The sequence below is a fragment of the Flavisphingopyxis soli genome (assembly GCF_007995095.1).
Taxonomy (GTDB): Bacteria; Pseudomonadota; Alphaproteobacteria; order Sphingomonadales; family Sphingomonadaceae; genus Flavisphingopyxis; species Flavisphingopyxis soli.
Map to the genome: position 1 here is coordinate 160,623 of NZ_VOPY01000002.1, position 23,183 is coordinate 183,805.

At 64.2% G+C, this 23,183-nt stretch carries 20 protein-coding genes, 2 tRNA genes and 1 pseudogene; 14 read left to right on the plus strand and 9 right to left on the minus strand.

Annotation, left to right across the window (positions count from 1 at the left end):
• Window positions 1-154 precede the first annotated feature (154 nt).
• Together FSZ31_RS07405 and cpdR are read right to left on the minus strand one after the other, a co-directional pair.
• Window positions 155-229 (minus strand) — tRNA-Val (locus FSZ31_RS07405).
• Between the two features lie 85 nt (window positions 230-314).
• Window positions 315-692 (minus strand): cell cycle two-component system response regulator CpdR, encoded by a 378-nt coding sequence (gene cpdR / locus FSZ31_RS07410; protein ID WP_147122746.1) that lies wholly within the window; start codon window positions 690-692, stop codon window positions 315-317.
• Between the two features lie 119 nt (window positions 693-811).
• On the opposite strand from cpdR, the gene FSZ31_RS07415 reads away from it, so the two are divergent.
• A complete protein-coding gene (locus tag FSZ31_RS07415) occupies window positions 812-1,657 on the plus strand; it encodes an N-formylglutamate amidohydrolase (protein ID WP_147122747.1) in 846 nt (281 codons plus the stop codon).
• Between the two features lie 194 nt (window positions 1,658-1,851).
• Here FSZ31_RS07415 and FSZ31_RS07420 read toward each other — a convergent pair whose 3' ends face one another.
• Window positions 1,852-2,415: a cytochrome b gene (locus FSZ31_RS07420; RefSeq protein ID WP_147122748.1), complete on the minus strand. Its 564-nt coding sequence runs from the start codon at window positions 2,413-2,415 to the stop codon at window positions 1,852-1,854.
• Window positions 2,416-2,421: 6 nt separating this feature from the next.
• Window positions 2,422-3,207 (minus strand): SapC family protein, encoded by a 786-nt coding sequence (locus tag FSZ31_RS07425; protein WP_147122749.1) that lies wholly within the window; start codon window positions 3,205-3,207, stop codon window positions 2,422-2,424.
• Between the two features lie 239 nt (window positions 3,208-3,446).
• Here FSZ31_RS07425 and FSZ31_RS07430 point away from each other — a divergent pair, with 239 nt between their 5' ends.
• Both FSZ31_RS07430 and FSZ31_RS07435 read left to right on the plus strand, forming a co-directional pair.
• On the plus strand, window positions 3,447-3,959 hold the full coding sequence (locus FSZ31_RS07430) for a hypothetical protein (RefSeq protein WP_147122750.1): 513 nt from the start codon (window positions 3,447-3,449) through the stop codon (window positions 3,957-3,959).
• Window positions 3,960-4,127: 168 nt separating this feature from the next.
• Window positions 4,128-5,642: a DEAD/DEAH box helicase gene (locus tag FSZ31_RS07435; RefSeq protein ID WP_147122751.1), complete on the plus strand. Its 1,515-nt coding sequence runs from the start codon at window positions 4,128-4,130 to the stop codon at window positions 5,640-5,642.
• 57 nt (window positions 5,643-5,699) lie between these two features.
• Here the strand turns inward: FSZ31_RS07435 and FSZ31_RS07440 are convergent, their stop codons facing one another.
• The gene (locus FSZ31_RS07440) at window positions 5,700-6,701 is read right to left on the minus strand and encodes an NADP-dependent oxidoreductase (protein ID WP_147122752.1); all 1,002 of its coding nucleotides are present in this window, start codon (window positions 6,699-6,701) and stop codon (window positions 5,700-5,702) included.
• A 138-nt stretch (window positions 6,702-6,839) separates the two neighbouring features.
• Here FSZ31_RS07440 and FSZ31_RS07445 point away from each other — a divergent pair.
• The 4 genes from FSZ31_RS07445 (at window position 6,840) to FSZ31_RS07460 (ending at window position 11,527) form a co-directional block, all read left to right on the plus strand.
• Window positions 6,840-6,915 (plus strand) — tRNA-Ala (locus tag FSZ31_RS07445).
• A 133-nt stretch (window positions 6,916-7,048) separates the two neighbouring features.
• Window positions 7,049-7,864 (plus strand): NUDIX hydrolase, encoded by an 816-nt coding sequence (locus FSZ31_RS07450; RefSeq protein WP_147122753.1) that lies wholly within the window; start codon window positions 7,049-7,051, stop codon window positions 7,862-7,864.
• Window positions 7,865-8,135: 271 nt separating this feature from the next.
• Window positions 8,136-8,399, plus strand: a complete 264-nt coding sequence (locus FSZ31_RS07455; protein ID WP_147122754.1) for a hypothetical protein — start codon at window positions 8,136-8,138, stop codon at window positions 8,397-8,399.
• A 143-nt stretch (window positions 8,400-8,542) separates the two neighbouring features.
• Window positions 8,543-11,527 (plus strand): M16 family metallopeptidase, encoded by a 2,985-nt coding sequence (locus FSZ31_RS07460; protein WP_147122755.1) that lies wholly within the window; start codon window positions 8,543-8,545, stop codon window positions 11,525-11,527.
• Here FSZ31_RS07460 and FSZ31_RS07465 read toward each other — a convergent pair.
• Window positions 11,524-13,302: a cation:proton antiporter domain-containing protein gene (locus FSZ31_RS07465; protein WP_147122756.1), complete on the minus strand. Its 1,779-nt coding sequence runs from the start codon at window positions 13,300-13,302 to the stop codon at window positions 11,524-11,526. The genes FSZ31_RS07460 and FSZ31_RS07465 overlap by 4 nt on opposite strands.
• 41 nt (window positions 13,303-13,343) lie before the next feature.
• Between FSZ31_RS07465 and FSZ31_RS07470 the strand changes: the two genes are divergently transcribed.
• Window positions 13,344-14,567, plus strand: a complete 1,224-nt coding sequence (locus tag FSZ31_RS07470; RefSeq protein ID WP_147122757.1) for an FAD-dependent oxidoreductase — start codon at window positions 13,344-13,346, stop codon at window positions 14,565-14,567.
• Here FSZ31_RS07470 and FSZ31_RS07475 read toward each other — a convergent pair.
• Window positions 14,564-16,180, minus strand: a complete 1,617-nt coding sequence (locus FSZ31_RS07475) for a bifunctional GNAT family N-acetyltransferase/carbon-nitrogen hydrolase family protein (protein WP_147122758.1) — start codon at window positions 16,178-16,180, stop codon at window positions 14,564-14,566. The genes FSZ31_RS07470 and FSZ31_RS07475 overlap by 4 nt on opposite strands.
• Before the next feature lie 160 nt (window positions 16,181-16,340).
• Window positions 16,341-17,558, minus strand: coding sequence for an NADP-dependent isocitrate dehydrogenase (locus FSZ31_RS07480; RefSeq protein WP_147122759.1), 1,218 nt, complete (start codon window positions 17,556-17,558; stop codon window positions 16,341-16,343).
• 166 nt (window positions 17,559-17,724) lie between these two features.
• Here FSZ31_RS07480 and FSZ31_RS07485 point away from each other — a divergent pair, with 166 nt between their 5' ends.
• Window positions 17,725-18,462: a phosphatidylserine decarboxylase gene (locus tag FSZ31_RS07485; RefSeq protein WP_147122760.1), complete on the plus strand. Its 738-nt coding sequence runs from the start codon at window positions 17,725-17,727 to the stop codon at window positions 18,460-18,462.
• A gap of 37 nt (window positions 18,463-18,499) precedes the next feature.
• Window positions 18,500-19,288, plus strand: a complete 789-nt coding sequence (locus tag FSZ31_RS07490; RefSeq protein WP_147122761.1) for a CDP-alcohol phosphatidyltransferase family protein — start codon at window positions 18,500-18,502, stop codon at window positions 19,286-19,288.
• On the opposite strand, the gene FSZ31_RS07495 is transcribed toward FSZ31_RS07490, so the two are convergent.
• On the minus strand, window positions 19,239-19,478 hold the full coding sequence (locus FSZ31_RS07495) for a hypothetical protein (protein ID WP_161595984.1): 240 nt from the start codon (window positions 19,476-19,478) through the stop codon (window positions 19,239-19,241). The genes FSZ31_RS07490 and FSZ31_RS07495 overlap by 50 nt on opposite strands.
• Before the next feature lie 273 nt (window positions 19,479-19,751).
• Between FSZ31_RS07495 and rpsB the strand changes: the two are divergent.
• From rpsB to frr, 4 genes and pseudogenes are all read left to right on the plus strand, one after another.
• A pseudogene (gene rpsB / locus FSZ31_RS07500) lies at window positions 19,752-20,507 on the plus strand (30S ribosomal protein S2); the annotation flags it as partial.
• A 309-nt stretch (window positions 20,508-20,816) separates the two neighbouring features.
• A complete protein-coding gene (tsf, locus tag FSZ31_RS07505) occupies window positions 20,817-21,746 on the plus strand; it encodes a translation elongation factor Ts (RefSeq protein ID WP_147122764.1) in 930 nt (309 codons plus the stop codon).
• Window positions 21,747-21,890: 144 nt separating this feature from the next.
• Window positions 21,891-22,625 carry a UMP kinase gene (gene pyrH / locus FSZ31_RS07510; protein ID WP_147122765.1) on the plus strand — a complete coding sequence of 245 codons (735 nt, stop codon included), beginning with the start codon at window positions 21,891-21,893 and terminating at the stop codon, window positions 22,623-22,625.
• On the plus strand, window positions 22,618-23,175 hold the full coding sequence (gene frr, locus FSZ31_RS07515; protein WP_147122766.1) for a ribosome recycling factor: 558 nt from the start codon (window positions 22,618-22,620) through the stop codon (window positions 23,173-23,175). Before pyrH ends, frr begins: the two co-directional genes overlap by 8 nt.
• The last annotated feature ends 8 nt before the right edge of the window (window positions 23,176-23,183 follow it).

A 23,183-nucleotide genomic window follows, 5' to 3' on the forward strand; every position in this document is an offset into this window, starting at 1 on the left:
ACTAGACTGAAGGGGATAGACTGGGCGGGAATAAACCGGGCGCGAACAGACTGGGCGCGACAGACTGGCCGATACCAAAGCGCGATCGTCGCGCGCCCGGAGCTCAGTCTGCTCTACGAGAATTCGGAAATTGGGCTGACATCGCGGGAAATTATGGTGGGCGTGGCAAGGATTGAACTTGCGACCCCTGCGATGTCAACACAGTGCTCTACCACTGAGCTACACGCCCACTCTGGAGCGGGTCACTAGTCGCATCGTCCGGGCGATGCAACCGCCAAACGGTCAATTCGTCAGGCGCTGTCAAATGCGGTGGTTTAGCTTGTCCGGCTGGCGCTTTGCTGGCCGAACAATGCGTTCACTTCGGCGACCAGGTCCTTGAGGTGGAACGGCTTCGACAGGAGCTTTGCGTGCGGCATCACTTCGCCGGCCTTCAGGGAAACGGCGGCAAAGCCGGTAATGAACATGATGCGCGTGTTCGGCGCGACCGAGGCGGCATGCTGCGCGAGTTCGATGCCGTCCATCTCGGGCATGACGATATCGGTCAGCAGGAGGTCGAAGGTGCCCGATTCGAGCAAGGGTGCTGCCGCGCTGCCGCGATCGACGTCGGTGACGTGATAGCCCGCATTGGTCAGCGCGCGCGCGAGATACTCGCGCATGGCATCATCGTCTTCGGCTAGCAGAATGCGGTTCATGCGACTGTCCCTTCGTGTGTCGGGGTCGATATGCATGATTAGCGATTCGAGGGCCAGTGGCGATATCGCGCTGCGGGGCGCCGTTCCCATTTCGGGGCGATTTCGCTAACAAGGGTAACATGATCGAGGAGCAGCGATATTTCGCCTGGCATGGCGGGCCGACCGCGCTTTCGCCGGTGGTCCTGGCGGTACCGCATGCCGGGCGCGACTATCCCGCGCCGCTGATCGCGCAGGCGCGCGTACCCGTCGCGACCTTGCGCGCGCTTGAGGATCGCTATGCCGATCGCCTTATCGCCCGCGCGGTGGCGGACGGCTTTCCGGTGCTGGTCGCGACAGCGCCGCGCGCGCTGGTCGACCTCAACCGCGACCCCGACGATCGCGACGACCGGGGACCGTCTCGCGTGGCGGGACGCCGTGCCGCGGCGGGCATGGGTGTCTTTCCGCGCAGCGTTCCGAGCGTCGGCGATCTTTGGCGTGCTCCGTTCGATCCCGGCGAACTCGATGCCCGCATCGCACAGGTCCACCGACCCTATCATGCTGCGCTCGCCGCCGCGCTGAGCGCCGCGCGCACGCGCCATGGTGTTGCGCTGTTGCTCGACGTGCATTCGATGCCCCGTCGCGCGGGGCGGGGCTGGCCGCGTTCGGCCGATATCGTGCTCGGTGACCGCTCGGGGACCAGCGCGGCCAAGGCCTTCGTCCGCGAGGCCGAAGCCCTGATCGGGGCGGCGGGCCTCTCGTGCGCCCGCAATACGCCCTATGCCGGGGGATACACGACGCTGCGCCATGGCAATCCCGCCAAAGACGTTCACGCGATCCAGGTCGAAGTCGCGCGCGATCTCTATCTCGACAGTGATGGAGCCCCAGTGCTCGCCGGGGTCGAGCGGGTCGCCGACCTGATCGCGCAGATCGCCGGCGCGCTGGCCGCGGCAGCTGGTGGCGCTGCATCGCTCGAGGCGGCCGAATAGCGCAAAAAAACCACCTCGTACTGCATGTACGAGGTGGCCAGGGTCCAGGGAGGAGAACCCTCTCAGCGGCAAGCCGCTTCGACGGGCATCCATGCGACAGACCGGAAAAGGGGGAGAACCGGGTGCCGCACGTTCCGATGTAGGGATTAACCCCTGCGCTTCAAGAGATTACCGCGCCGCCAAAAAAGCGCCGTTCAGCCGCGAGCCGCAAACGGATTGAGCCGCCCGATCAACCCGTCGCGATCGATGAACTGATGCTTGAGCGCCGCCAATATGTGCAGGATCGCGAGGTAAAGCATCGCGTTGCCTAGCAACTTGTGAATGCTCTCGAACTGTTCGCGCAAATCCTTGCTGCTGCTGACCGGCAAGGCGGAAATATCGAACAGGCCGAAGAAGTTGATCGGCTTGCCGTTCGTCGAGGCAAAGATCCAGCCGGTCAGCGGAAGCGCCAGCAGGAGAAAATAGAAGAGGCCGTGGACCGTCTTGCTGAACAAGACCTCCCAGCGCTTCATCGTCGCCGGCTGCGGTGGCGGCGTGTGCGCAAGCCGCCATGCGATACGTCCCAGCGTCACGGCGAGCACGGCGATTCCGATCGACTTGTGCGTGCCCATCCATTCGCCGCGCACCGCGCGAGACGCGTCCTCGGTCAGTTCGACGATGGCGATATTGGCGATCACCAATGCTGCAAGGATCCAGTGAAACCAGATCGCAACGCGGCCATAGCGGGCGGTTTCAGTGCTTCGATAGGTGATCGCCATATATGCTTATCCTTCTGCTGGCATGGGAGCTTCGGAGACCTGGGGCATTTTGCCCAGCGCAACCTGCTGTGCGAAGATCTCGCGCATCATCTGGAGCGAGAAGAGGTGCGCGTAAAGCAGCGGCAGGATGCCGTTCTGCGAGATCTTGCGCAACGCGTCGCCGCGCATGTCGCGCAATTTCTCTTCGTCGACCATCAGGAAGCCGCGATAGATGAACGGCTGGTCGTTGCCCGGCTGCTGGATCGAAACCTCGCCCTCCATCAGCAGGTCGAGGTCCTTCAGCTCCTTCATGAAGTTCTGCGTCCGCGCGCCCGATTCCTCGAACTGCTGGCAGAAGGTGATGATCTGCTTGAGCGCCTCGGACTGCTCACCCTTGTCGAACAGCTTTTCGCCGTCCTTGAACTTGCCGATCGCCTTTGACGTCGGATCGAAGCACAACGACATCTCGTCCGAATTGGGATTGAGGCGCGCGAACAGGAACGGGTAGCGGCGGATATAGGCGGGGACATAAACCGGCGCGCGCAGCTTGCCGTCATCGTCGACCGCGGTGTTGATGCCTTCGTTGAGGCCCATCAGCGCCAGCGGCACGGGGTTGTCGCCCTGCGAAAAGACGATCGGGTAGAACCGCGAAGCGGGAATGAATTCGTCGGTCGTGATCGGCATCGCGTTCTGGTTGACGATGAACTTTGCGTCCTCGACCGGACGGACCTTCCAGTCCGCGTGATCCTTGCTCGAAAGCGGCAGCAGGTCGTTATAAAGCATCGGCAGCTGGGAATTGGGCGCATCGGCCATGACATTGACTCCGGTATTGGGATAATTGCAAGGAACGAGGCGGGGCCCCAAAGCCAGCCGCTTTATTGGGGCTTGCACCGGATCGCAAGGCCTGCGCCATATGGACCGTTCGCCAAGCCGGGCGTTGGCGAGTTCATGCGCGGTTCAATAGCCTCTGCCTAGGCACCGATCGATCGCTCCGGTCCCGGAGCCTCAGCTAAGGGATATCGTCTCTGTCGAGCCTGCTTGCCTTGCCGCTGATGCTGTTGTCGCCTGCCGCGGCGGCGACCGCAGGGAGTGAAGGGCCGGTTCCCGAAACGGTGGAAACCCAGCCGGCATTGCAGGCGTTGCTCCCCGAAGATCGCGCCGAATGGCAGCAGGTCATTATCGAGCAACGCGTTATTATCCGTATTCCCGCCCGGTCGCGCGCCAGCACCTTTCGGCCGTCGAGTCCCAACGAACAGCAAGCACAGCCCGGGCCGACGATCGTCTGGCGCGAGGCCAAGGCGCCCAAATGCCTGCGTATCAGCAGCCTGATGGGCGTCCAGGTCACGCGCGACGATTCGATCGACCTGCTAACCGAAGAACGCCAACGCCTGCGCGCACGGCTCGACGAGAATTGCCGGACGCTCGATTTCTATTCGGGATTCTATGTCGAGCGGACCGCCGACGGCCTGATCTGCGCCGATCGCGATGTTATCCAGGCACGATCAGGCGCGCGCTGCGAAATCGACGAGTTCCGCCTGATGGTCCCGGTGGCGCTGCGCGACTGACCAATCGGCCCGGTCGGCACGCGATGCCTCGCCGCCGCGAAGGCCGCTTTCCTTGACATTCGGCCGCTGCGGCGACAAGGCCAATATACGCGCCGTATGGCGGGCGGTCAGATAGCTGAACCTTGCCTGCGATCCCGCCTCCTATTTCCGAAAGAGCAATGTAACTCGATGAAATTCGCCGATCTTGGCCTGTCTGCAGAGACGCTCCGCGCCGTAACCGAGGCGGGTTACGACACGCCGACCCCGATCCAGCAGCAGGCGATCTCTCCCGTCCTGATGATGAAAGACATTATCGGCATCGCCCAGACGGGCACGGGTAAGACCGCCTCGTTCGTTCTGCCGATGATCGACATCCTCGCCGAAGGGCGCAGCCGCGCACGCATGCCGCGCAGCCTGATCCTCGAGCCGACGCGCGAACTCGCCGCGCAGGTCGCCGAGAATTTCGAGAAATACGGCAAATATCACAAGCTCTCGATGGCGCTGCTGATCGGCGGCGTATCGATGGGCGACCAGATCAAGGCGCTCGAAAAGGGCGTCGACGTCCTGATCGCCACGCCGGGCCGGTTGATGGACCTGTTCGAGCGCGGCAAGATCATGCTCAACGGCTGCAGCCTGCTCGTCATCGACGAGGCCGACCGGATGCTCGACATGGGCTTCATTCCCGACATCGAAAGCATCTGCACCAAGTTGCCGGCCAATCGCCAGACGCTGTTGTTCTCTGCAACGATGCCGCCGCCGATCAAGAAGCTGGCCGACAAGTTCCTGACCAATCCCAAATATATCGAGGTCGCCCGTCCTGCGACGGCCAACGTCAACATCACCCAGCGGCTGATCAAGACGTCGGCGCGCGGCAAGCGCGAGACGCTGATCAAATTGCTCAAGGCCGAAAAGGTCTCGACCGCGATCATCTTCTGCAATCGCAAGACGACCGTCCGTGACCTCAACAAGAGCCTGAAACAGTCGGGCTTCAAGTCGGGCGAAATCCACGGCGATATCGACCAGAGTACGCGGGTCGCCGAACTCGACGCGTTCAAGTCGGGCGCGATCAACCTGCTTGTCGCCTCCGACGTTGCCGCGCGCGGGCTCGACATCAAGGGTGTCAGCCACGTCTTCAACTATGACGCGCCATGGCATCCCGACGATTACGTCCACCGCATCGGCCGGACCGGCCGGGCAGGGGCGAGCGGCGTTGCCTACACTTTCGTGACGCCCGCCGACGAAGAGGCGATCGACAACATCCAGAAACTGGTCGGCTACAAGGTCGACTATCTTGGCGAAGGCGACGGCGGCACCAGCAATGCGCCGGTCGAAGGCGCTGAGGATGCGAAGTCGCAAGCCGCCGAGGCAAAGCCTGAAAAGACTCCGCATTCGCCCGCGAAACGCGACGAGGCTCGCGCTGCTGCGCCCGCGCGCCAGCCCAAGTCGGCTCCCGAGGCCAGGCGCGAGGCAAAGGCCGAGCCCAAGGCACCCGAAGCCCCGCGCACCGAGAAGGGTGACGAAAAGGCGGTCGATAAGCCTGCCGAGAAGCCCGAACGCGCGGCCAAGCCTGCACGCGAGGCTGGCATGCGGTCCGATGATCGTCCGGCCAAGCCCGCTCCGATCGCGCAGACCGACGGTACCAGCGAAGATGGTGCCTGGAACGGCCCGGTGCCCAGCTTCCTCGGCTTCGAACTCAACCGATAGGTAACGGGCAATGCCGCCGCCAGGCCGCTTCATCGCGGCCCGACGGCGGGCAGTGCTTTAGAGCTTTACCAGCATCTTGCCGGTGTTCTCGCCCGAAAATAGGCCGAGAAACGCGTCGGGCGTTGCTTCGATCCCTTCGCGGACGGTTTCGCGGGCCTGGACTTTGCCGCTCGCGATGAGTTCGCCCATGTCGGCGTAGAACTGGTCCATCTGCGCCAGATAGTCGGTGTAGATGAAGCCCTGCATGCGGATCCGCGCGGGGATCGTCCGGACGAGATACTTCATCTCCTGCGGCTTGCCGTTGTTGTAGACGTCGATCATGCCGCAGATCGCAAAACGCGCATAATCGCGGGCGAGCGCGAAGGCCGCGTCGAGATGGTCGCCGCCGACATTGTCGAAATAGACGTCGATCCCCTTGGGCGCGGCGGCGGACAGTTGCTTGAGCAGGCTGCCGGCCTTGTAATCGACGCAGGCGTCGGCACCGATCTCCCTGACCCAGGCGCATTTGTCGGCGCCGCCGGCCGAACCGATCACGGTCATGCCCTTGGCCTTGGCGATCTGGACGACCGCCGATCCCACCGCGCCGCCAGCGGCCGAGACGAAGACCGTTTCACCTTCCTTGGCCTCGGCGACCTTGAGCAGGCCGAACCACGCGGTCGCGCCGGTCAGGCCGAGATTGTGGAGGAAGGTCTGCGGGCTGATACCGGCATCGAGCATCGGCTTGGGCAGCTTGTGCGGCATCGATTCGGCACCGATCACGCCGCCTTCGCGCCAGCCCGCCATATGGAGGATGAGGTCGCCGGCCTCGAATCCGGCCAGGTTGCTCTCGACGACTTCGCCGATCGCGCCGCCCGTCATCGGCTCGCCGACCTGGAACGGCGGGACGTAGCTTTTCACGTCGTTCATCCGGCCGCGCATATAGGGATCGACCGACAGCCAGCGGTTATCGACGCGCAACTGGTTGTCGCCGAGCGCCTGGTCGGCGATGTCCTTGAGCGCGAAATTGGCGGCGGTCGGCATGCCGTCGGGACGTGATGCGAGGTGCCAGGTGCGGGGCATAGAAGTCTCCATAATGTGAGTTTCGAAACGCAACCTAGGCGCTCTTCGCCCAAAGCTAAAGGCCATTGTCGATCAACCGCAGTGACCGGGAAAACAGCGTTGCCACCCGTGCGGGCGCTGATTATAGCCACGCGCAATGGGGCCGTAGCTCAGTTGGGAGAGCGCGTCGTTCGCAATGACGAGGTCAGGGGTTCGATTCCCCTCGGCTCCACCAGCCTTCGCCCCTTCGGGGCTTCAGCTGGCAAGCCAGCCCAACAGGCAGGGTGTTACCTGGATCGAAATACAGCAGGGCGCAGGCTGCCCGCACGACAAATGACAGCAACCCGCATCCCCGCTATTACGCCTCCATGAAGCAACCCAGCGTACCTGCCGAGGCGGAAAGCCTGTTCCCCGTCGATTCGGGCAAGTCCGGAATTCCCGCGGCGACTCTTGTCATCTTTGGCGGCCCCGATGATCGCGGCCACCCCGAATTGCTGTTCGTCGAGCGTTCGGCCGCAATGCGTTTCGCGCCGGGGGCGGTGGTCTTTCCCGGTGGCCGCGTCGACGAGGACGATCATGTGCTGGGTATCCGCTTCGGACAGCACCTTGAGCCCGACGATGCCGCCGCGCGCGTTGCCGCGATCCGCGAGACGGTCGAGGAAACCGGGTTGCTGATCGGCCTGCGCGATCGCCCCGACCGGATCGCCGAGGACTTGCGCAGCGACATGCTCGAGGGGCGTTCGCTGGCCGACTGGCTCGACAGCGACAGGATCGGCCTTGATCTCGATCGCCTCGCGCCCTTTGCCCGATGGGATCCGCGCTTTCGCGATCATCGTGCGTTCGACACGCGCTTCTATCTCGCCGGTCTCAATGGCATCGGTGACGATGTTGTGTCGGATGGCACAGAGAATAGCGCTGCATTCTGGGCTTCTGCCAAGAAAGTCCTCGACTCGGTGCGAAGCGGCAACCGCTCGGCGATCTTCCCGACCGAGCGCAATCTCGAACGGTTGGCATCCTTGGCCGACCACAATGCTGCCATTGCCGACAGCCGGTTGTATGGCACGCCGACGATCACGCCGACGGTGATCGAAGAGGGAGGCGAGGCGTGGCTTTGCATCCCCGAAGGCAGCGGATATCCGGTCACCCGCGTCCCGATAAGCGAAGTATCGCGCGGGAAGGGCTGATCGCCTCAACCAGGGTGGCGATTAACCCATCGGTAACGCTATACCGCCATGACAGGTCGATGCCGGTATTTGGAACCTTTCGATCCGGCGCGTGTTGTGATAGTGTTGTTAATACAACAGGTGGGGTAGGAACCTCATGCTGCGGAAAACTTTGACGTGTTCGGGGCTTGCGGTCCGAACATCAAAGATATACCAAGGCGATGAAGAATAGAGATTAAGACTCGGTCGCACGCAGATTCGATCGAGTAAGCCAGTGAGATGGAGAATAAATATGAATGTCTATAAGAAAGCCTCGCTCGTAGCAGCTGGCGTCGCGCTGGCAGTTTCGCCTGTAGCAGCTAGCGCCGCTCAGTCGGCCAAGGGTATCACGGCAGCTGATTACGCGCAGGCGCGCACTGCAGCCCAGACCAGCAACGAGAGCGATCTCCGTGGCGGAGTCGGCGGAGCGGTCATTGCTCTTCTGGCCATCGCGGCGATCATCACTGCGATCATCATCGCGGCTGACGGCAGCAACAATTCGCCCACCAGCCCCTGATCAGGCTTGAAAGCTATTCGAAAAACCCTCGCTTCGGCGGGGGTTTTTTTTGCCTTTTCGCCTTGGGTCGACAGAATGGATGTGTGGTCGCGCTTTGACATTAATTCATCGCAACGACAGTTGCGGCATTCTATAGCCGCGCGATGAACTTCCGACCCTTTCGCTTCACCGTTTCGCTTGCCTTGCTTGCGGGGCTCCCGCTTGCAGTCGCTGCACCGCTGGCACCTGCCTATGCGCAACAGGCCGCCGAGGCTGCGCCTACTCCCTCGCTGTCGGCCAAGGACGACTGGCTCTACGCCGGGACCGATATTCCGCGCGATGCGGGATGGCAGTTCGGAACGCTGCCAAACGGCCTGCGGTATGCGGTGCGCAACAACGGCTCGCCGCCGGGACAGGTTTCGATCCGGGTCAGGATCGATGCCGGTTCGCTGATGGAACGCGACTCGGAGCGCGGGTTCGCACACTTTCTCGAGCATCTCAGCTTTCGCGGATCGCGCCTCCTCGGCGACGGCGACACCAAGCGGATCTGGCAGCGGCTAGGCGCCGCGTTCGGCAGCGACACCAACGCCAGCACGACCCCCACCTCGACCGTCTACAAGCTCGACTTGCCAAGCGCGACCGCCGCGGGGCTCGATGAAGGGATGAAGACGCTGGCGGCGATGATTGAAGCGCCCAACCTTGATGCGAAGACGATCGATTCCGAACGCGGTGTCGTCTTGTCCGAACTGCGCGAAAACGCCGGACCGCAGGCGCGTGTCAGCGATGCAATCCACGAACACGTCTTCGCTGGCCAGTTGCTTGCCGATCGCGTGCCGATCGGGACCGAGCAGAGCCTCGGTGCGGCGACGCCTGCGGGCCTCGCCGCGTTCCACCAGCGTTGGTATCGTCCCGACACTGCGGTCGTTGCGATCGCGGGTGACGGGGATCCGGCCGTCTTCGCCCGGCTCATCGCCAAATATTTCGGCGACTGGAAGGCGACCGGCGCGCGCCCGACCCCGCCCGATTTCGGCGACCCGCAAACGGGCCTGCCCATCGCCAAGGTGATCAGCGAACCGACCCAGCCGAATATCGTTACGCTGAATTACCTGCGGCCCTGGCGTCCGGTGACCGACAGCGTCGCCTATACGCAGACGCTCTATCATGACTTCATCGCGCTTCGGATCGTCAATCGCCGCCTCGAACAGCGCGCGCGTGCCGGCGGCAGCTACGTCCTCGCCCAGGTTGGCGAAGACTCGGTCAGCCGTTCGGCGATGGTCACGTCGGTCAACATCTTGCCGGCCCCGGCGACCGATTGGGCTGCGGCCCTCAAGGATGTCCGCGGCGTCATTGCCGACGCGCTCGCCAATCCGCCGAGCCAGGCCGAAATTGACCGCGAATATGACGAGATGGACGTCGTGATGACGCGCGAGGTGGAAAATGCGCAGAATCAGCCTGGCACCGAACTGGTCGATGACCTGCTCAATTCGGTCGACATCGGCGAGACCGTATCGGATCCCGGCCATCATCGCGTGATGTTCAGGTCGAGCCGCCCGCTGGCGACCCCGCAACACATGCTTGCAGTGATCCAGAAGCTGTTCTCGGGTGATGTCGTTCGTGCGTTCGTATCGCAGACAACCCCGCCCGAGCCCGGCACCGAGGCGCGACTGGCGAAACTCGTCACCGAACCCGTCGCCGCCGATGGCAGCGCGCGGAGCGTGGCGCGCACGGTGACCGTTGCCGACTTGCCTGCGCTCGGACGCGCCGGCCGGATTGTCGAGCGATCGACCATTCCGGTGCTCAACCTGCAAACGCTCAAGCTCGCCAACGGGATTTCTGCGCTCGTGTTCGACAATGATGTCGAACCCGACAAGATCCGCGTCCGCGTGCGTTTCGGCGGCGGTCGCCGGGCGATGTCGCCGACCGAGCCGAACTTGCTGTGGACCGGCGATTCGGCGCTCGTTCAAAGCGGCATCGGCAAGCTCGACCTGCGCGATCTCGAATCGCTCATGACCGGCCGCCTGCTGGGCATGGGTTTCGACGTCACCGATGGCGCGTTCGAATTCAGTGCCGAGACCAATTCGGCCGATTTTGCCGATCAGCTGCGCCTGATTGCCGCCAAGCTCGATCACCCCGGCTGGGACGATGCGCCGGTCAAGCGTACGCGCGTGGTCGAACTCACCTCGTTCGATTCGTCGACCGGGTCGCCTTCGGCGGTACTCGACCGGTTCCTGGCCAGCGAACTTCATCCCGGCGACCTTCGCTTTGCCTCGCCCGACCGCGCGCAGGTCGACCGCCTGACCCCGAAGGCGTTCCGGCGGTTCTGGGCTCCCAAGCTGGCCGCGGGGCCGGTTGAAGTGATGATCTTCGGCGATCTGTCGAAGGTCGATCAGGACAAGCTGCTGGCCGAGACATTCGGTGCGCTCAAGCCGCGCTCGGCACCGCTCGCCGGCGACGGCACGCCGCTCTCGTTTCCAAAGCCCGATCCCGTGCCCACCGTTTTGCGCCATTCGGGCGATGCCAACCAGGCCGCAGCGATGATCGCGTGGAAAACAAGCGGGGGGCTCGACGATATCCGCGAAGCGCGGCAACTCGACGTCCTCGCGGAGATATTCAACGATCGGCTGTTCGACCGGCTGCGTGCCGCCCAGGGCGCGAGCTATAGTCCGTCGGTCGGGAGCAACTGGCCGCGCGACTTTAGCGGCGGCGGGTACATCATGGCGGCCAGCCTGGTTCGTCCGCAGGATGTCGACGCGTTCTATGGCTATGCGCGCGATATCGCACGCGAGCTGATGGCGACGCCGGTGAGCGCCGATGAACTCAACCGGACGATCACGCCGCTCAAGGAAATGATCTACCGGGCGTCGTCGAGCAACGCCTTCTTCATGAACGAACTCGAAGGCGCGAGCAGCGATCCCCGCAACCTCGCGGCGCTGCGCAGCTATGTCACCGATACCGAGTCGGCGACGCCGGCGGTGATCCAGAAACTGGCGCGGAAATACCTCGCCAATGACGGCTGGTCGATGGTCGTCCTGCCCAAGGATGTCGCATTGTCGTCGGTCTGGACCGCGCCGACCCAGCCGATGCTGGTCGCAGGTGATGCCGAGTCGGCCAGACCGACGGCCGTGCAGGCTTTGCCCGAGGGCCGCTAGTCGATCGAGGCAGGTCTGGCGCGCCGCGTCGAGGACAGGCGCGGTTCGTAATCGAGTCCGCTCTTGTCGCGAATCTCGGCACGCATCTCGGCGCGGCGTTCGTGGATCGAGGCGATGACCGGACCGACCGCGATGCCGAGATCGACCAGCAACACTTCCGACAGCTGGAGCGAACTTTCGAGCGTTTCGGGGACCGCCTCGGACGCGCCCGCGCTGTACAGCCGGGCGGCGTGGTCGGCGTCACGCGCGCGCGAGATGATCGGGATATCGCGATAGCGCGCGCGCAGCAGCCGCGTGATGCGTTCCTGCTGGACCGGATCGTCCATCGTCAGGACGATCGCCCGCGCCGAATCGAGCTTGAGGCTGTCGAGCACCGCGGGGCGCGAGACGTCGCCGAACAATACGGGCATATGCTCGCGCTTGGCCGCCGTGACCGCGTCGATATCGGCCTCCACGGCGATATAATCGAGCTTGTGGCGCGTCAGCATGCCGGCGACGACACGACCGATACGACCGAAGCCGATGACGACGACATGGTCACCTTCGACCGCGAGAGCGGCCTCGTCATGTCCGCCGGCGCGCCATTCGAGCCGACGCGACACGTCATGGCCGATCCGCGCGAGGATCGGCGTGATGGTGAGGCCGATCGCGGTGACGATTTCCCAGAACTGGGCGGTCTCGGGCAGGATCAGCTGCGCCTGGGCGGCAGCGGCGAGGACGATCAGCGTCGTTTCCGATGGGCTCGACATCAACAAGCCTGCCTCGGCGGCGGTGCCGATCCGCGCCCCGGCGAGGCGCAATAACCCGCTGGTGACGAGTGTCTTGACGATAATGACCGCGACGATGGCAAGCGCGAGGACCTGCCAGTTGGCGGCGATGACGGCGAGGTCGACGCTCATCCCGACGGTGATCAGGAAGACGCCGAGTGCGAGACCCTTGAACGGTGCGGTCATCGCCTCGACCTCGTCGGCATAGGCCGATTCGGCGATCAGCAGCCCCGCGAGCAACGCGCCGACGATCGGCGACAGGCCGGCGGCAGTCGTGACGAGGCTCGACACGATGACAACGAGCAGGCTGGCGGCGAGGAATATCTCGGGGTTCTTGGTCCGCGCTGCCTGCGCGAACATCCGCGGGATGAGGAATTTGCCGACGATATACAGGCCGACGACGGCGATCCCCGCCCGCAGGACTGTCTCGCCAAGATCGCTCCAGCCGTTGCTGGCGCTGGGCGCCATCACGCCGAGCGCGAAGATGATCGGAACGATTGCGACGTCCTCGAACAACAGCATCGAAAACGCCGCCTTGCCGACGGGCGAACGCGTGCCGACCATCGGCAGGACCAAGGCGGTCGACGACAGCGCCAGCGCCAGGCCGAGGCCGATCGCGCCTGCCATGCCTTGCCCCATCAGCGCGAGACCGACCGCGATGATCGCGCCGCTACCAATGAGTTCGGCAGCACCGACACCGAACACCAGCCGCCGCATCGTCCATAATCGCCGGAAGCTGAGTTCGAGCCCGATCGAAAAGAGCAGCAGGATGATGCCGAACTCGGCGAACGGCTCGATCGCCTCGGCGTCGGATATCGTGACATAATAGAGCCACGGCGACCGGTCGGTCAGGCTGCCCAGCCCGTGCGGCCCGACGAGCACGCCGACGAGGATGAAACCGATCACCGGTGTCACGCGAAAGCGCGCGAACAGGGGGATGACGAGGCCCGCCGCGCCAAGGATGACGAGCGCGTCGCTGAACGACTGGTTATCGAGGCTGAGCGTCATGGATAGCTCTTAGGAAGCAGGGCTGCTATTTGCCAAGGGTAATGACGCGAGATTGCCAGCTTTGCATCGTCGGCGGCGGACCAGCCGGATTGTTCGCCGGCCTGCTTTTTGCCCGCGCCGGGGTCGAGACGCTGGTGATCGAGAAACACAATGATTTCCTGAGAGATTTCCGCGGCGATACCGTTCATCCCTCGACGCTTGAGCTGTTCGACCAGCTCGGCCTGCTCGAATCGCTGCTCGCACTGCCGCACGACCGGGTCGAAACGATCGGCGGGCGGATCATGGGCGAGATGCTGACGATCGCCGATTTTCGCCATCTCAAAGTGCCCGCGCCCTATATCGCGCTGATGCCGCAATGGGATCTGCTTGCCTTCATTGCGGCCGAGGCGAGCCACTATCCCAATTTCACGCTGCGGATGAATTGCGAGGCCACCGGGGTCACGACCGCGCCGACCGGACGGGTGACGGGGGTGAAGATCGCCCGCGGCAAGGACATTTCCGCCGATCTCGTCATTGCCGCCGATGGGCGCGGCTCGGTGATCCGGACCGCGGCAGCGCTACCGCTCGAGACGATTGGCGCGCCGATGGACGTTTTCTGGTTTCGCGTTGCCAAGCACCCGGCAGATGCGAACGCGACATTCGGGGTATTCGAAAACGGCCGGATCGGCGTGTTCATCGATCGCGGCGATTACTGGCAGGTGGCGTTCGTGTTCGCCAAGGGCGGCGCGCAGGCGCTGCGATCGCGCGGGCTCGACTCGTTCAAGGCGACGGTGACCGACATGGCGCCAGGACTAGCGCACGGTATCGCCGCGCTGGCGCACTGGGATGAGGTCAAGCTGCTGCGCGTGTCGCTCGACCGGCTGACGCGGTGGCACCGTCATGGCCTGCTCGTGATCGGCGATGCGGCGCACGCGATGTCGCCGATCGGCGGGGTGGGGATCAATCTCGCGATCCAGGATGCGGTGGCCGCCGCCAACGTGCTCGCCGGGCCGATGGCCGCTGGCGCCAGTTTCGATGCGCTGCTGCAAGAGGTGCAGGGGCGGCGCTGGAAACCGACGGTGCGGATGCAGGCGCTGCAAAAGGCGGCACAGGACCGGCTGATCTCGCCGCTGCTGAGCGGGACGAGCACCCGGCAGCGCCCGCCCTGGCAGCTGCGCCTGCTTCAGTATTTGCCGATATTGCAACGCATCCCCGCGCGGATCATGGGCCTGGGCTTCGGCCGCGAGCGGATCGAAAGCCCCGATGCAGGGCAGCGCCGGGCCTAGCCTCCGCCGGGCGTGTGCAGTCCCATCGGCGCGGTGCGCGGCCGAGCCTTGCTGTGATCCTTGCCGACCTGGCTGTCCCATTCGATCCGGTAGAGATCGAAGCGCCGATCGGCGAGGTTGCGCACCGTGCCTTCGGCGCGCGCCCAGCTGAGGTCGGCGAGGTTGACGTCGCTGATCGTCAGCGTCTCGACATTCTCGGTTGCCTCGGCGGCGATGCCGTCGCGTGCGAAGGGGAAATCGCACGGCGTCAAAATGCAGCTCTGGGCATATTGGATGTCCATGTTGGCGACATTGGGCAGGTTGCCGACATTGCCCGACATGACGACGAAGCACTGGTTCTCGATCGCACGCGCCTGGCAGCAATAGCGCACCCGCAGATAGCCCTGGCGGCTGTCGGTGCAGAACGGGGTGAAGATGATCCGCGCGCCTTCGTCGACGAGGCGGCGGGCGAGCTCGGGAAACTCGCTGTCGTAACAGATCAGCACGCCGATCGGGCCGCAGTCGGTCGGGATCGCGTCGATGGTGTCGCCGCCCTTGATGTTCCACCAATAGCGCTCGTTGGGCGTCGGGTGGATCTTTTCCTGCTCATGGACCGACCCGTCGCGCAGGCAGACGAAGGCGACGTTCTGGATCTCGCCATCGTCGGTGCGCGTCGGATGCGAGCCGCCGATGATGTTGATGTTGAACTTCATCGCCATCTCGCTGAGCTCGGCGCGGATCTTGGGCGTGTACTTGCTCAGCGTCTCGATCGCCTCCATCGGCGACAGTTCCTTCTCCTCGAACGACAGGAGCGAGAGCGTGAACAGTTCGGGAAAAACAATGAAGTCCGATTCGTAATCCGCTGCAACATCGACGAAATATCGAATCGCCTTCATGAAGTCGTCATAGTCGGCGACAGCGCGCGCCTGGAGCTGGCAGGTCGCGATACGGACTGCCTCGACCCCGCGAGGGATGCGGAATTTCACCGGTTCGTCGCGATCGACATACGGATTGCGCCAGACCATGTGCGCGGCATAGCCCCGCGATTTCTTGTCTTCGGGCAGATAGTTCTTGAGCACGCCGATCGGTTCGAAACCGTTGGCGAGCTGGAAGCGGATGACCGGATCGTGGATCTTGCCCGAGACGATCTGCTCGAGATAGTCGTCGGGACCGTCGACCTTGCGCCGGTTGCGCGTCAGGCCGGGGAGGCGGCCGCCAAAGGCGATGCCGGTCAGTTCGAGCTGTTCGGCAAGCGCGCGGCGCTCCTCGTAGAGCCGCCGCCCGATCCGCGTCCCGCGGACCTTGGGATCGACGCACATTTCATAGCCGTAGAGCCAGTCGCCGGTCGGATCGTGGCGCGAACCGAAGCCGTTGCCGGTAATCTCGTCCCAGCTGTGCGGCGCGAGCGCGATGCCGCCCGCGATCCGCATCGAGGCGCAATAGCCGACGACCTTGTCATCGAGGATCGCGACGAAGCAGCCCTCGGGATAGTTGTTCAGCTGCCCGCGGATCTCGCCATAGGTATAGGCGGGCAGGTCGTCATAGGCGCGCCGGACGAGCGCGGCGATGCCGCTGACATCGCCGAGCGTCGCTTGGCGGACTTCGAGCCGGGCCTTGGTGCTGTTCGTCGGCATGGCGCGGTCCAATCTTTTTGTTTCCCCTCCCGCTTGCGGAAGGGCCGGGGGTGGGCAGTCGGTTCGTCACTGTGTATCGTAGCCGGCCCACCCCGCTGCGGCTAGGCGGCTGCGCCGCCAAGTCTCGCTGCCCCTCCCGCGAGCGGGAGGGGGTTGTCTATCAGCCCTCTGCCATCGCCTTTTCGAGGTTCTCGACGATCGCTTCGAAGAACTGTTCGGTCGTCATCCACGGCTGGTCAGGACCGATCAGGATCGCCAGATCCTTGGTCATCGCGCCGCTCTCGACCGTCTCGACGCAGACGCGCTCGAGCGTTTCGGCGAACTTGGTAACGTCGGGCGTGCCGTCGATCGTCCCGCGATGCTTGATCCCGCCGGTCCACGCGAAGATCGAGGCGATCGGGTTGGTCGAGGTCGCCTTGCCCTGCTGGTGCTGGCGATAGTGACGCGTCACGGTGCCGTGGGCGGCTTCGGATTCAACCGTCTTGCCGTCGGGGGTCATCAGGACCGAGGTCATCAGGCCGAGCGAGCCGAAGCCCTGCGCGACGGTGTCCGACTGGACGTCGCCGTCATAATTCTTGCACGCCCAGACGAACTTGCCCGACCATTTCAGCGCGCTGGCGACCATGTCGTCGATCAGGCGGTGCTCGTAAACGATGCCAGCCTTGGCGAACTTGTCCTTGAATTCATTGTCGAACACTTCCTGGAACAGGTCCTTGAAGCGGCCGTCATAGGCCTTGAGGATGGTGTTCTTGGTCGACAGGTAGACCGGCCATTCGCGCTTGAGGCCATAGTTCATGCTGGCGCGGGCGAAGTCGCGGATCGAATCGTCGAGGTTGTACATCGCCATCGCGACGCCGGCCGAGGGGAATTCGAACACTTCGCGGTCGATCACTTCGCCGTCATGGCCTTCGAAGACGAGGCGCAGCTTGCCGGGGCCGGGGACGAGGAAGTCGGTCGCGCGATACTGGTCGCCATAGGCATGGCGGCCGATGACGATCGGGTGCGTCCAGCCGGGGACGAGGCGCGGGACGTTCGAGATGACGATCGGTTCGCGAAAGACGACGCCGCCGAGGATGTTGCGGATCGTGCCGTTGGGCGAGCGCCACATCTTCTTGAGGCCGAATTCCTCGACGCGCTGTTCGTCGGGGGTGATCGTCGCGCATTTGACGCCGACACCGTGCTTGAGGATCGCATGCGCCGCATCGACGGTGATCTGGTCCTCGGTCTCGTCGCGCTTCTCGATCGACAGGTCGTAATATTTGAGGTCGATGTCGAGATAGGGGAGGACCAGCCGTTCGCGGATCCACTGCCAGATGATGCGCGTCATTTCGTCGCCGTCGAGTTCGACGACGGGATTGAGGACCTTGATCTTGCTCATAAGTGAGGACTTTCGTTGTTTTGCTTTGGATTGCGATGCGCCGGTCGGGACGGGCGCGCGTTGGCGCTCGCCTTAGGCAAAGCGGGCGCGATGTTCAACTGGGGGGCGCGGCGCCTGTGCCCCTTTAGCATTGTCTCGCTTGGACGCAGCCACTAGACCCGTGGCCATGACATTACCGACATATTCGAATGGCGAAGGCCGCGGCGTGAAATGGGAATGGCCCCCCGTCCACCCTGAAGGGCGCAAGTTCGGCCTGATCGCGGTGGCGATCACGCTGTTTCTGTGGTTCGTGCTCGGCTGGGACATCGTCGGCTGGCTGATGGCGGGGATATCGCTGTGGGTGTTCGCTTTCTTCCGCGATCCGGCACGCGTCACGCCGCAGCACGACGATCTCGTCGTCGCGCCTGCCGATGGCCTCATCACGCTGATCCAGAAGGTCGCCCCGCCGCGCGAAATGGCGGGCGCCGACGGGCTTGGCGACGAACCGATGACGCGCGTGTCGATTTTCATGAGCGTGTTCGACGTCCACATCAACCGCGCGCCGATCACCGGCACGATCAAGAACGTCGTCTATATCGCGGGCAAATTCGTCAACGCCGACCTCGACAAGGCGAGCGAAGACAATGAGCGCCAGCATATCCTGATGGAACGCGCCGACGGTACGCGGATCGGCTTTACGCAGATCGCCGGGCTCGTCGCGCGGCGCATCGTCCCGTGGGTCCGTCCGGGCGACGCGGTCGTTGCCGGCCAGCGCGTCGGCCTGATCCGCTTCGGCAGCCGCGTCGACGTCTACCTGCCGCACGGCACCGAGCCGGCGGTCCTGCTCGGTCAGCGCAGCGTCGCGGGCGAAACCGTCATCGCGCGCATCGGCCAGGCTCCGCAGCTGCTCGGCACCGGCCAGTGAGCTTCGCGATGACGATTTCCCGGGCGAACCGAACGGCATGAGCGACGACACCGCTCAGCGCAGCGTCCGCGGCATCCCGTTCCGCGCGATCACCCCCAATGCGGTTACCGCGCTGGCCTTGTGCTTCGGCCTGACCGGTGCACGCATGGCGATCGACGGCCGCTGGGAGCTGGCGATCGGGGCGATCATCTTCGCCGGCATATTGGACGGGCTCGACGGGCGCATCGCGCGGCTGCTGCGCGCCAACAGCCGCTTCGGCGCCGAGCTCGATTCGCTGTCCGACGTCATCGCCTTCGGCGTCGCGCCGACGATCGTCATGTTCCAGTGGTCATTGTCCGACGCGCCCAAGTTCGGCTGGACTGCCGCGCTGGCGCTCGCGGTATGCTGCGCGCTGCGTCTCGCGCGTTTCAATGCCGCGATCGATGCCGAAGACCAACCGCACAAGTCGGCGGGGTTCATGACCGGGGTTCCGGCACCGGCGGGGGCGGGGATAGCGTTCGTCCCGATCTATGCCTGGCTGGTCACCGACCTCGATATTTTCCGCGCCTGGTATGTCGTCATGCCGTGGGTGTTGCTCGTCGCGTTCCTGATGATCTCGAACGTCGCGACCTACAGCTGGACCAGCCTGCGCATCCGGCGCAGCTGGCGGCTCGAAATCCTGGCCTTTGTCGGCTTGCTCGGCGCGGCGCTGTTCACCGCACGGTGGGAGACGCTGCTCGTCATCTCGCTGATTTATATCGCGCTGATCCCGTTCAGCGTGCGCAGCTACGCCAGGGTCAGGCAGCGGCGCGAAGCACGGGTCGATCTGCCCGCACCACCGGCCTGAAGCGCGTTGCGCGTCCGGCCGCGTGACGCGGCGCGGCGACCGCATCACTCGCGACCGGTGCGAGGCCGCCATGGCCGGCAAGCGCGCTGAGGATCCGCGCGCCGTTCGCCGACAGCATCATCGCAATCGCTACCAGCGATCCGATCAGCGTCCCGGCAAACAGCAGCGAAATCGTGACATTCAACATCATGCGATCCTTTCAGCGTCGTGCCCAATATCGATTGGGCGGCGACCGTTAACCATAACGCCAGCCCGGCGAATCGGTTCCACGGCCTTTGGATAACTGCGTATGTTCCCGTTATGTTCTTATGTCAATCACCAAACAGGGCTTGCATCACGGGGGTGCTTGGGGTAGCGGCCCCGCCATTCCACATGGTGGGCGCACATACCGGTGCCGGACGGCCTGATTTAAGGTCTTGTCCGGTTCTTGCCCGCCAGAGGACCAACCGGAAGGAGAACTACTATGGCGGCACCAGTCGTCACGATGCAGCAATTGATCGAGGCCGGAGCACATTTCGGCCACCAGACGCATCGTTGGAACCCGCGCATGAAGCCGTACATTTTCGGCCAGCGCAACGGCATTCACATCATCGATTTGTCGCAGACCGTGCCGCTGTTCGCGCGCGCTCTCGACTTCGTTTCACAGACCGTCGGCGCCGGCGGCAAGGTCCTGTTCGTCGGGACCAAGCGCCAGGCGCAGGACGCGATCGCCGATGCGGCGCGCGCTTCTGGCCAGCACTTCGTCAACCATCGCTGGCTCGGTGGCATGCTGACCAACTGGAAAACGATTTCGCAGTCGATCAAGCAGTTCAAGACGCTCGAAGAGCAGCTGTCGGGTGACACCGCGGGCTTCACCAAGAAGGAAGTCCTTCAGATGACGCGCCGTCGCGACAAGCTCGAGCTCAGCCTCGGCGGCATTCGCGACATGGGCGGCATTCCCGACGTCATGTTCGTCATCGACGCCAACAAGGAAGAGCTCGCGATCAAGGAAGCCAATGTTCTCGGCATTCCCGTCGTTGCAGTGCTCGATTCGAACGTCTCGCCCGACGGCATCGCGTTCCCGGTTCCCGCGAACGACGACGCCAGCCGTGCGATCCGCCTCTATTGCGAAGCGATTGCCGCTGCCGCGACCAAGGGTGGCCAGGACCAGATGGCCGCCAGCGGCTTCGATCTGGGCGCAGCCGAACAGCCTGTCGCCGAGCCTGCGATCAGTGAAGCCGCGGCACCTGCCGCAGCAGCACCTGCCGCAGCGCCGGTAGCCGAGGAGGCCAAGGCCGAGGCACCTGCCGAAAAGGCAGAAGCCAAGAAGGCGCCTGCCAAGAAGGCTCCCGCCAAGAAGGCCGACGACGCAAAGGCTGACGACGCAAAGGCTGACGCCAAGCCTGCTGCCAAGAAGGCCGCGCCGAAAAAGGCCGCTGCCAAGCCAGCTGACGACAAGGCCGAGGCCTAACCAAGCTACGGGCGCGCGGCGAGCCTATCGGGCATTCGCGCGCGCCCGTCCGTTGCATTATTAATCGAGGAAAATTCCATGGCACAGATTACTGCCGCCTCCGTCAAGGAACTGCGCGAGCGCTCGGGCGCCGGCATGATGGATTGCAAGAAGGCGCTGTCGGAGAACGACGGCGACATCGAAGCCGCGATCGACTGGCTGCGCACCAAGGGCCTTGCCGCCGCCGCCAAGAAATCGAGCCGCACCGCTGCTGAAGGCCTGGTCGGCATCCTGACCGACGGCACCAGCGGCGCCGCGGTAGAAGTGAACTCGGAAACCGACTTCGTCGCCAAGAACGACCAGTTCCAGGGCTTCGTCGCAGCGGTCACCAAGGTCGCGCTCGAACAGGGCAGCGATGATGTCGAGGCGCTCAAGGCCGCAGCCTATCCGGGCGGCGGGTCGATCACCGACAAGCTCAACGCGAACATCGCGACGATCGGCGAGAACCAGGCCGTGCGCCGCGTGGCCTGCCTGTCGGTCAACGAAGGCGCCGTGGTCGGTTATGTCCACAACGCCGTCGCACCCGGGCTCGGCAAGATCGGCGTTCTCGTCGCGCTTGAAAGCAGCGCCGGCAGCGACGTTCTCGAACCGCTCGGCAAGCAGCTGGCGATGCACATCGCCGCCGCCAGCCCGCTGGCGCTCAACGGCGACGATCTCGACGCCGACCTGATCGCCCGCGAACGCGCGATTGCCGAAGAAAAGGCCGCCGAATCGGGCAAGCCTGCCGAGATCGTCAGCAAGATGGTCGACGGCGCGATGGCCAAGTTCCGCAAGGAAAACGCGCTGCTGTCGCAGATCTTCGTGATCGACAACAAGACGCCGATCGCCGAAGTCGTCGCCGCTGCGGGCAAGCAGGCGGGCGCATCGATCACGCTGGTGAACTATGTTCGCTTCCAGCTCGGCGAAGGCATCGAAAAGGCCGAGACCGATTTCGCTGCAGAGGTCGCCGCAGCCGTCGGCGCCAACTGATCATAACGACTTGGCGCCGCCCCCGAGATTGACTCGGGGCAGGCGAAACAGCATGGCGTGCGCTCGACAGGGCGCGCGCCATCGCTGTATTCAGCGTCGGACGCAGCGCCCGCAGAACCGCTGCCTGAGAGGACCCCGACCGTCGTGACGCGCCCCGCCTTCAAACGCATCCTGCTGAAACTTTCGGGCGAGGCGCTGATGGGGCCGGGCCAGTTCGGCATCGATCCCGCCACGGTCGACCGCATGGCGGGCGAGATCAAACAGGCGCAGGAAGCCGGGCACGAAATCTGCCTCGTCGTCGGCGGCGGCAACATCTTTCGCGGGCTTGCCGCGTCCGAACAGGGGTTCGACCGGACCAGCGCCGATTACATGGGCATGCTCGCGACGGTGATGAACGCGCTCGCGGTGCAGAACGCGCTCGAACGTGTCGGCGTCGATACCCGCGTCCTGTCGGCGATCCCGATGGCGAGCATCTGCGAACCCTATATCCGTCGCCGCGCGATGCGGCACATGGAAAAGGGCCGCATCGTCATCTTCGCCGCGGGCACCGGCAATCCCTATTTCACCACCGACACCGCCGCGGCGCTGCGCGCTGCCGAGATGTCGTGCGACGCACTGTTCAAGGGCACCAGCGTCGACGGCGTCTACGATGCCGATCCGAAGAAGGTCAAAAGTGCCAAGCGCTATGACAGCGTCACCTTCAACCGCGTCCTCACCGACAATCTGCGCGTGATGGATGCCAGCGCGGTCGCTTTGTGCCGCGAGAACGAAATTCCGATCGTCGTCTTCAACTTCCGCGAAACGGGCAACCTTGCCCGCGTCCTGGCGGGTGACGGGATTGCAACGATCGTCGTCAACGAGGAAAACGACCATGGCTAAATATGACTCCGCCGATCTCGAACGCCGCATGAAGGGCGCCGTCGATTCGCTGCAGCACGACCTCAACGGGCTGCGGACGGGGCGTGCGAACACCTCACTGCTCGATCCGATCACCGCCGACGTTTACGGCGCGCAGATGCCATTGAACCAGATCGCCACCGTTTCGGCGCCTGAACCGCGGCTGCTGTCGGTCCAGGTGTGGGACAAGTCGAACCTGACCGCGGTCGAAAAGGCGATCCGCTCGGCCGGCCTCGGGCTCAACCCCGTTACCGACGGCCAGCTCATTCGCCTGCCGATCCCCGACATGACCGAGGAGCGCCGCAAGGAGCTGTCAAAGGTCGCCGGCCAGTACGCCGAAAAGGCGCGCATCGCGGTGCGCAACGTTCGCCGCGACGGGATGGACAACCTCAAGGCCGACGAGGCCAAGAAGGAAATCTCCGAGGACGATCGCAAGCGGCTCGAAACCGAGGTCCAGAAGATGACCGACGCGACGATCGCCGACATCGATGCCGCCGCGACCGCCAAGGAACAGGAAATCATGGGCAAGTGAGCTTGGCT

Coding starts and splice junctions, on each gene's coding strand:
- FSZ31_RS07460 (WP_147122755.1), top strand. CDS start 8,543: ATGAACTTCCGACCCTTTCGCTTCACCGTTTCGCTTGCCTTGCTTGCG.
- FSZ31_RS07455 (WP_147122754.1), top strand. CDS start 8,136: ATGAATGTCTATAAGAAAGCCTCGCTCGTAGCAGCTGGCGTCGCGCTG.
- FSZ31_RS07420 (WP_147122748.1), bottom strand. CDS start 2,415: ATGGCGATCACCTATCGAAGCACTGAAACCGCCCGCTATGGCCGCGTT.
- FSZ31_RS07490 (WP_147122761.1), top strand. CDS start 18,500: ATGAGCGACGACACCGCTCAGCGCAGCGTCCGCGGCATCCCGTTCCGC.
- FSZ31_RS07440 (WP_147122752.1), bottom strand. CDS start 6,701: ATGCCCCGCACCTGGCACCTCGCATCACGTCCCGACGGCATGCCGACC.
- FSZ31_RS07435 (WP_147122751.1), top strand. CDS start 4,128: ATGAAATTCGCCGATCTTGGCCTGTCTGCAGAGACGCTCCGCGCCGTA.
- FSZ31_RS07485 (WP_147122760.1), top strand. CDS start 17,725: ATGACATTACCGACATATTCGAATGGCGAAGGCCGCGGCGTGAAATGG.
- FSZ31_RS07480 (WP_147122759.1), bottom strand. CDS start 17,558: ATGAGCAAGATCAAGGTCCTCAATCCCGTCGTCGAACTCGACGGCGAC.
- FSZ31_RS07425 (WP_147122749.1), bottom strand. CDS start 3,207: ATGGCCGATGCGCCCAATTCCCAGCTGCCGATGCTTTATAACGACCTG.
- FSZ31_RS07415 (WP_147122747.1), top strand. CDS start 812: ATGATCGAGGAGCAGCGATATTTCGCCTGGCATGGCGGGCCGACCGCG.
- FSZ31_RS07495 (WP_161595984.1), bottom strand. CDS start 19,478: ATGATGTTGAATGTCACGATTTCGCTGCTGTTTGCCGGGACGCTGATC.
- tsf (WP_147122764.1), top strand. CDS start 20,817: ATGGCACAGATTACTGCCGCCTCCGTCAAGGAACTGCGCGAGCGCTCG.
- frr (WP_147122766.1), top strand. CDS start 22,618: ATGGCTAAATATGACTCCGCCGATCTCGAACGCCGCATGAAGGGCGCC.
- FSZ31_RS07430 (WP_147122750.1), top strand. CDS start 3,447: ATGCTGTTGTCGCCTGCCGCGGCGGCGACCGCAGGGAGTGAAGGGCCG.
- FSZ31_RS07465 (WP_147122756.1), bottom strand. CDS start 13,302: ATGACGCTCAGCCTCGATAACCAGTCGTTCAGCGACGCGCTCGTCATC.
- FSZ31_RS07470 (WP_147122757.1), top strand. CDS start 13,344: ATGACGCGAGATTGCCAGCTTTGCATCGTCGGCGGCGGACCAGCCGGA.
- cpdR (WP_147122746.1), bottom strand. CDS start 692: ATGAACCGCATTCTGCTAGCCGAAGACGATGATGCCATGCGCGAGTAT.
- FSZ31_RS07475 (WP_147122758.1), bottom strand. CDS start 16,180: ATGCCGACGAACAGCACCAAGGCCCGGCTCGAAGTCCGCCAAGCGACG.
- FSZ31_RS07450 (WP_147122753.1), top strand. CDS start 7,049: ATGAAGCAACCCAGCGTACCTGCCGAGGCGGAAAGCCTGTTCCCCGTC.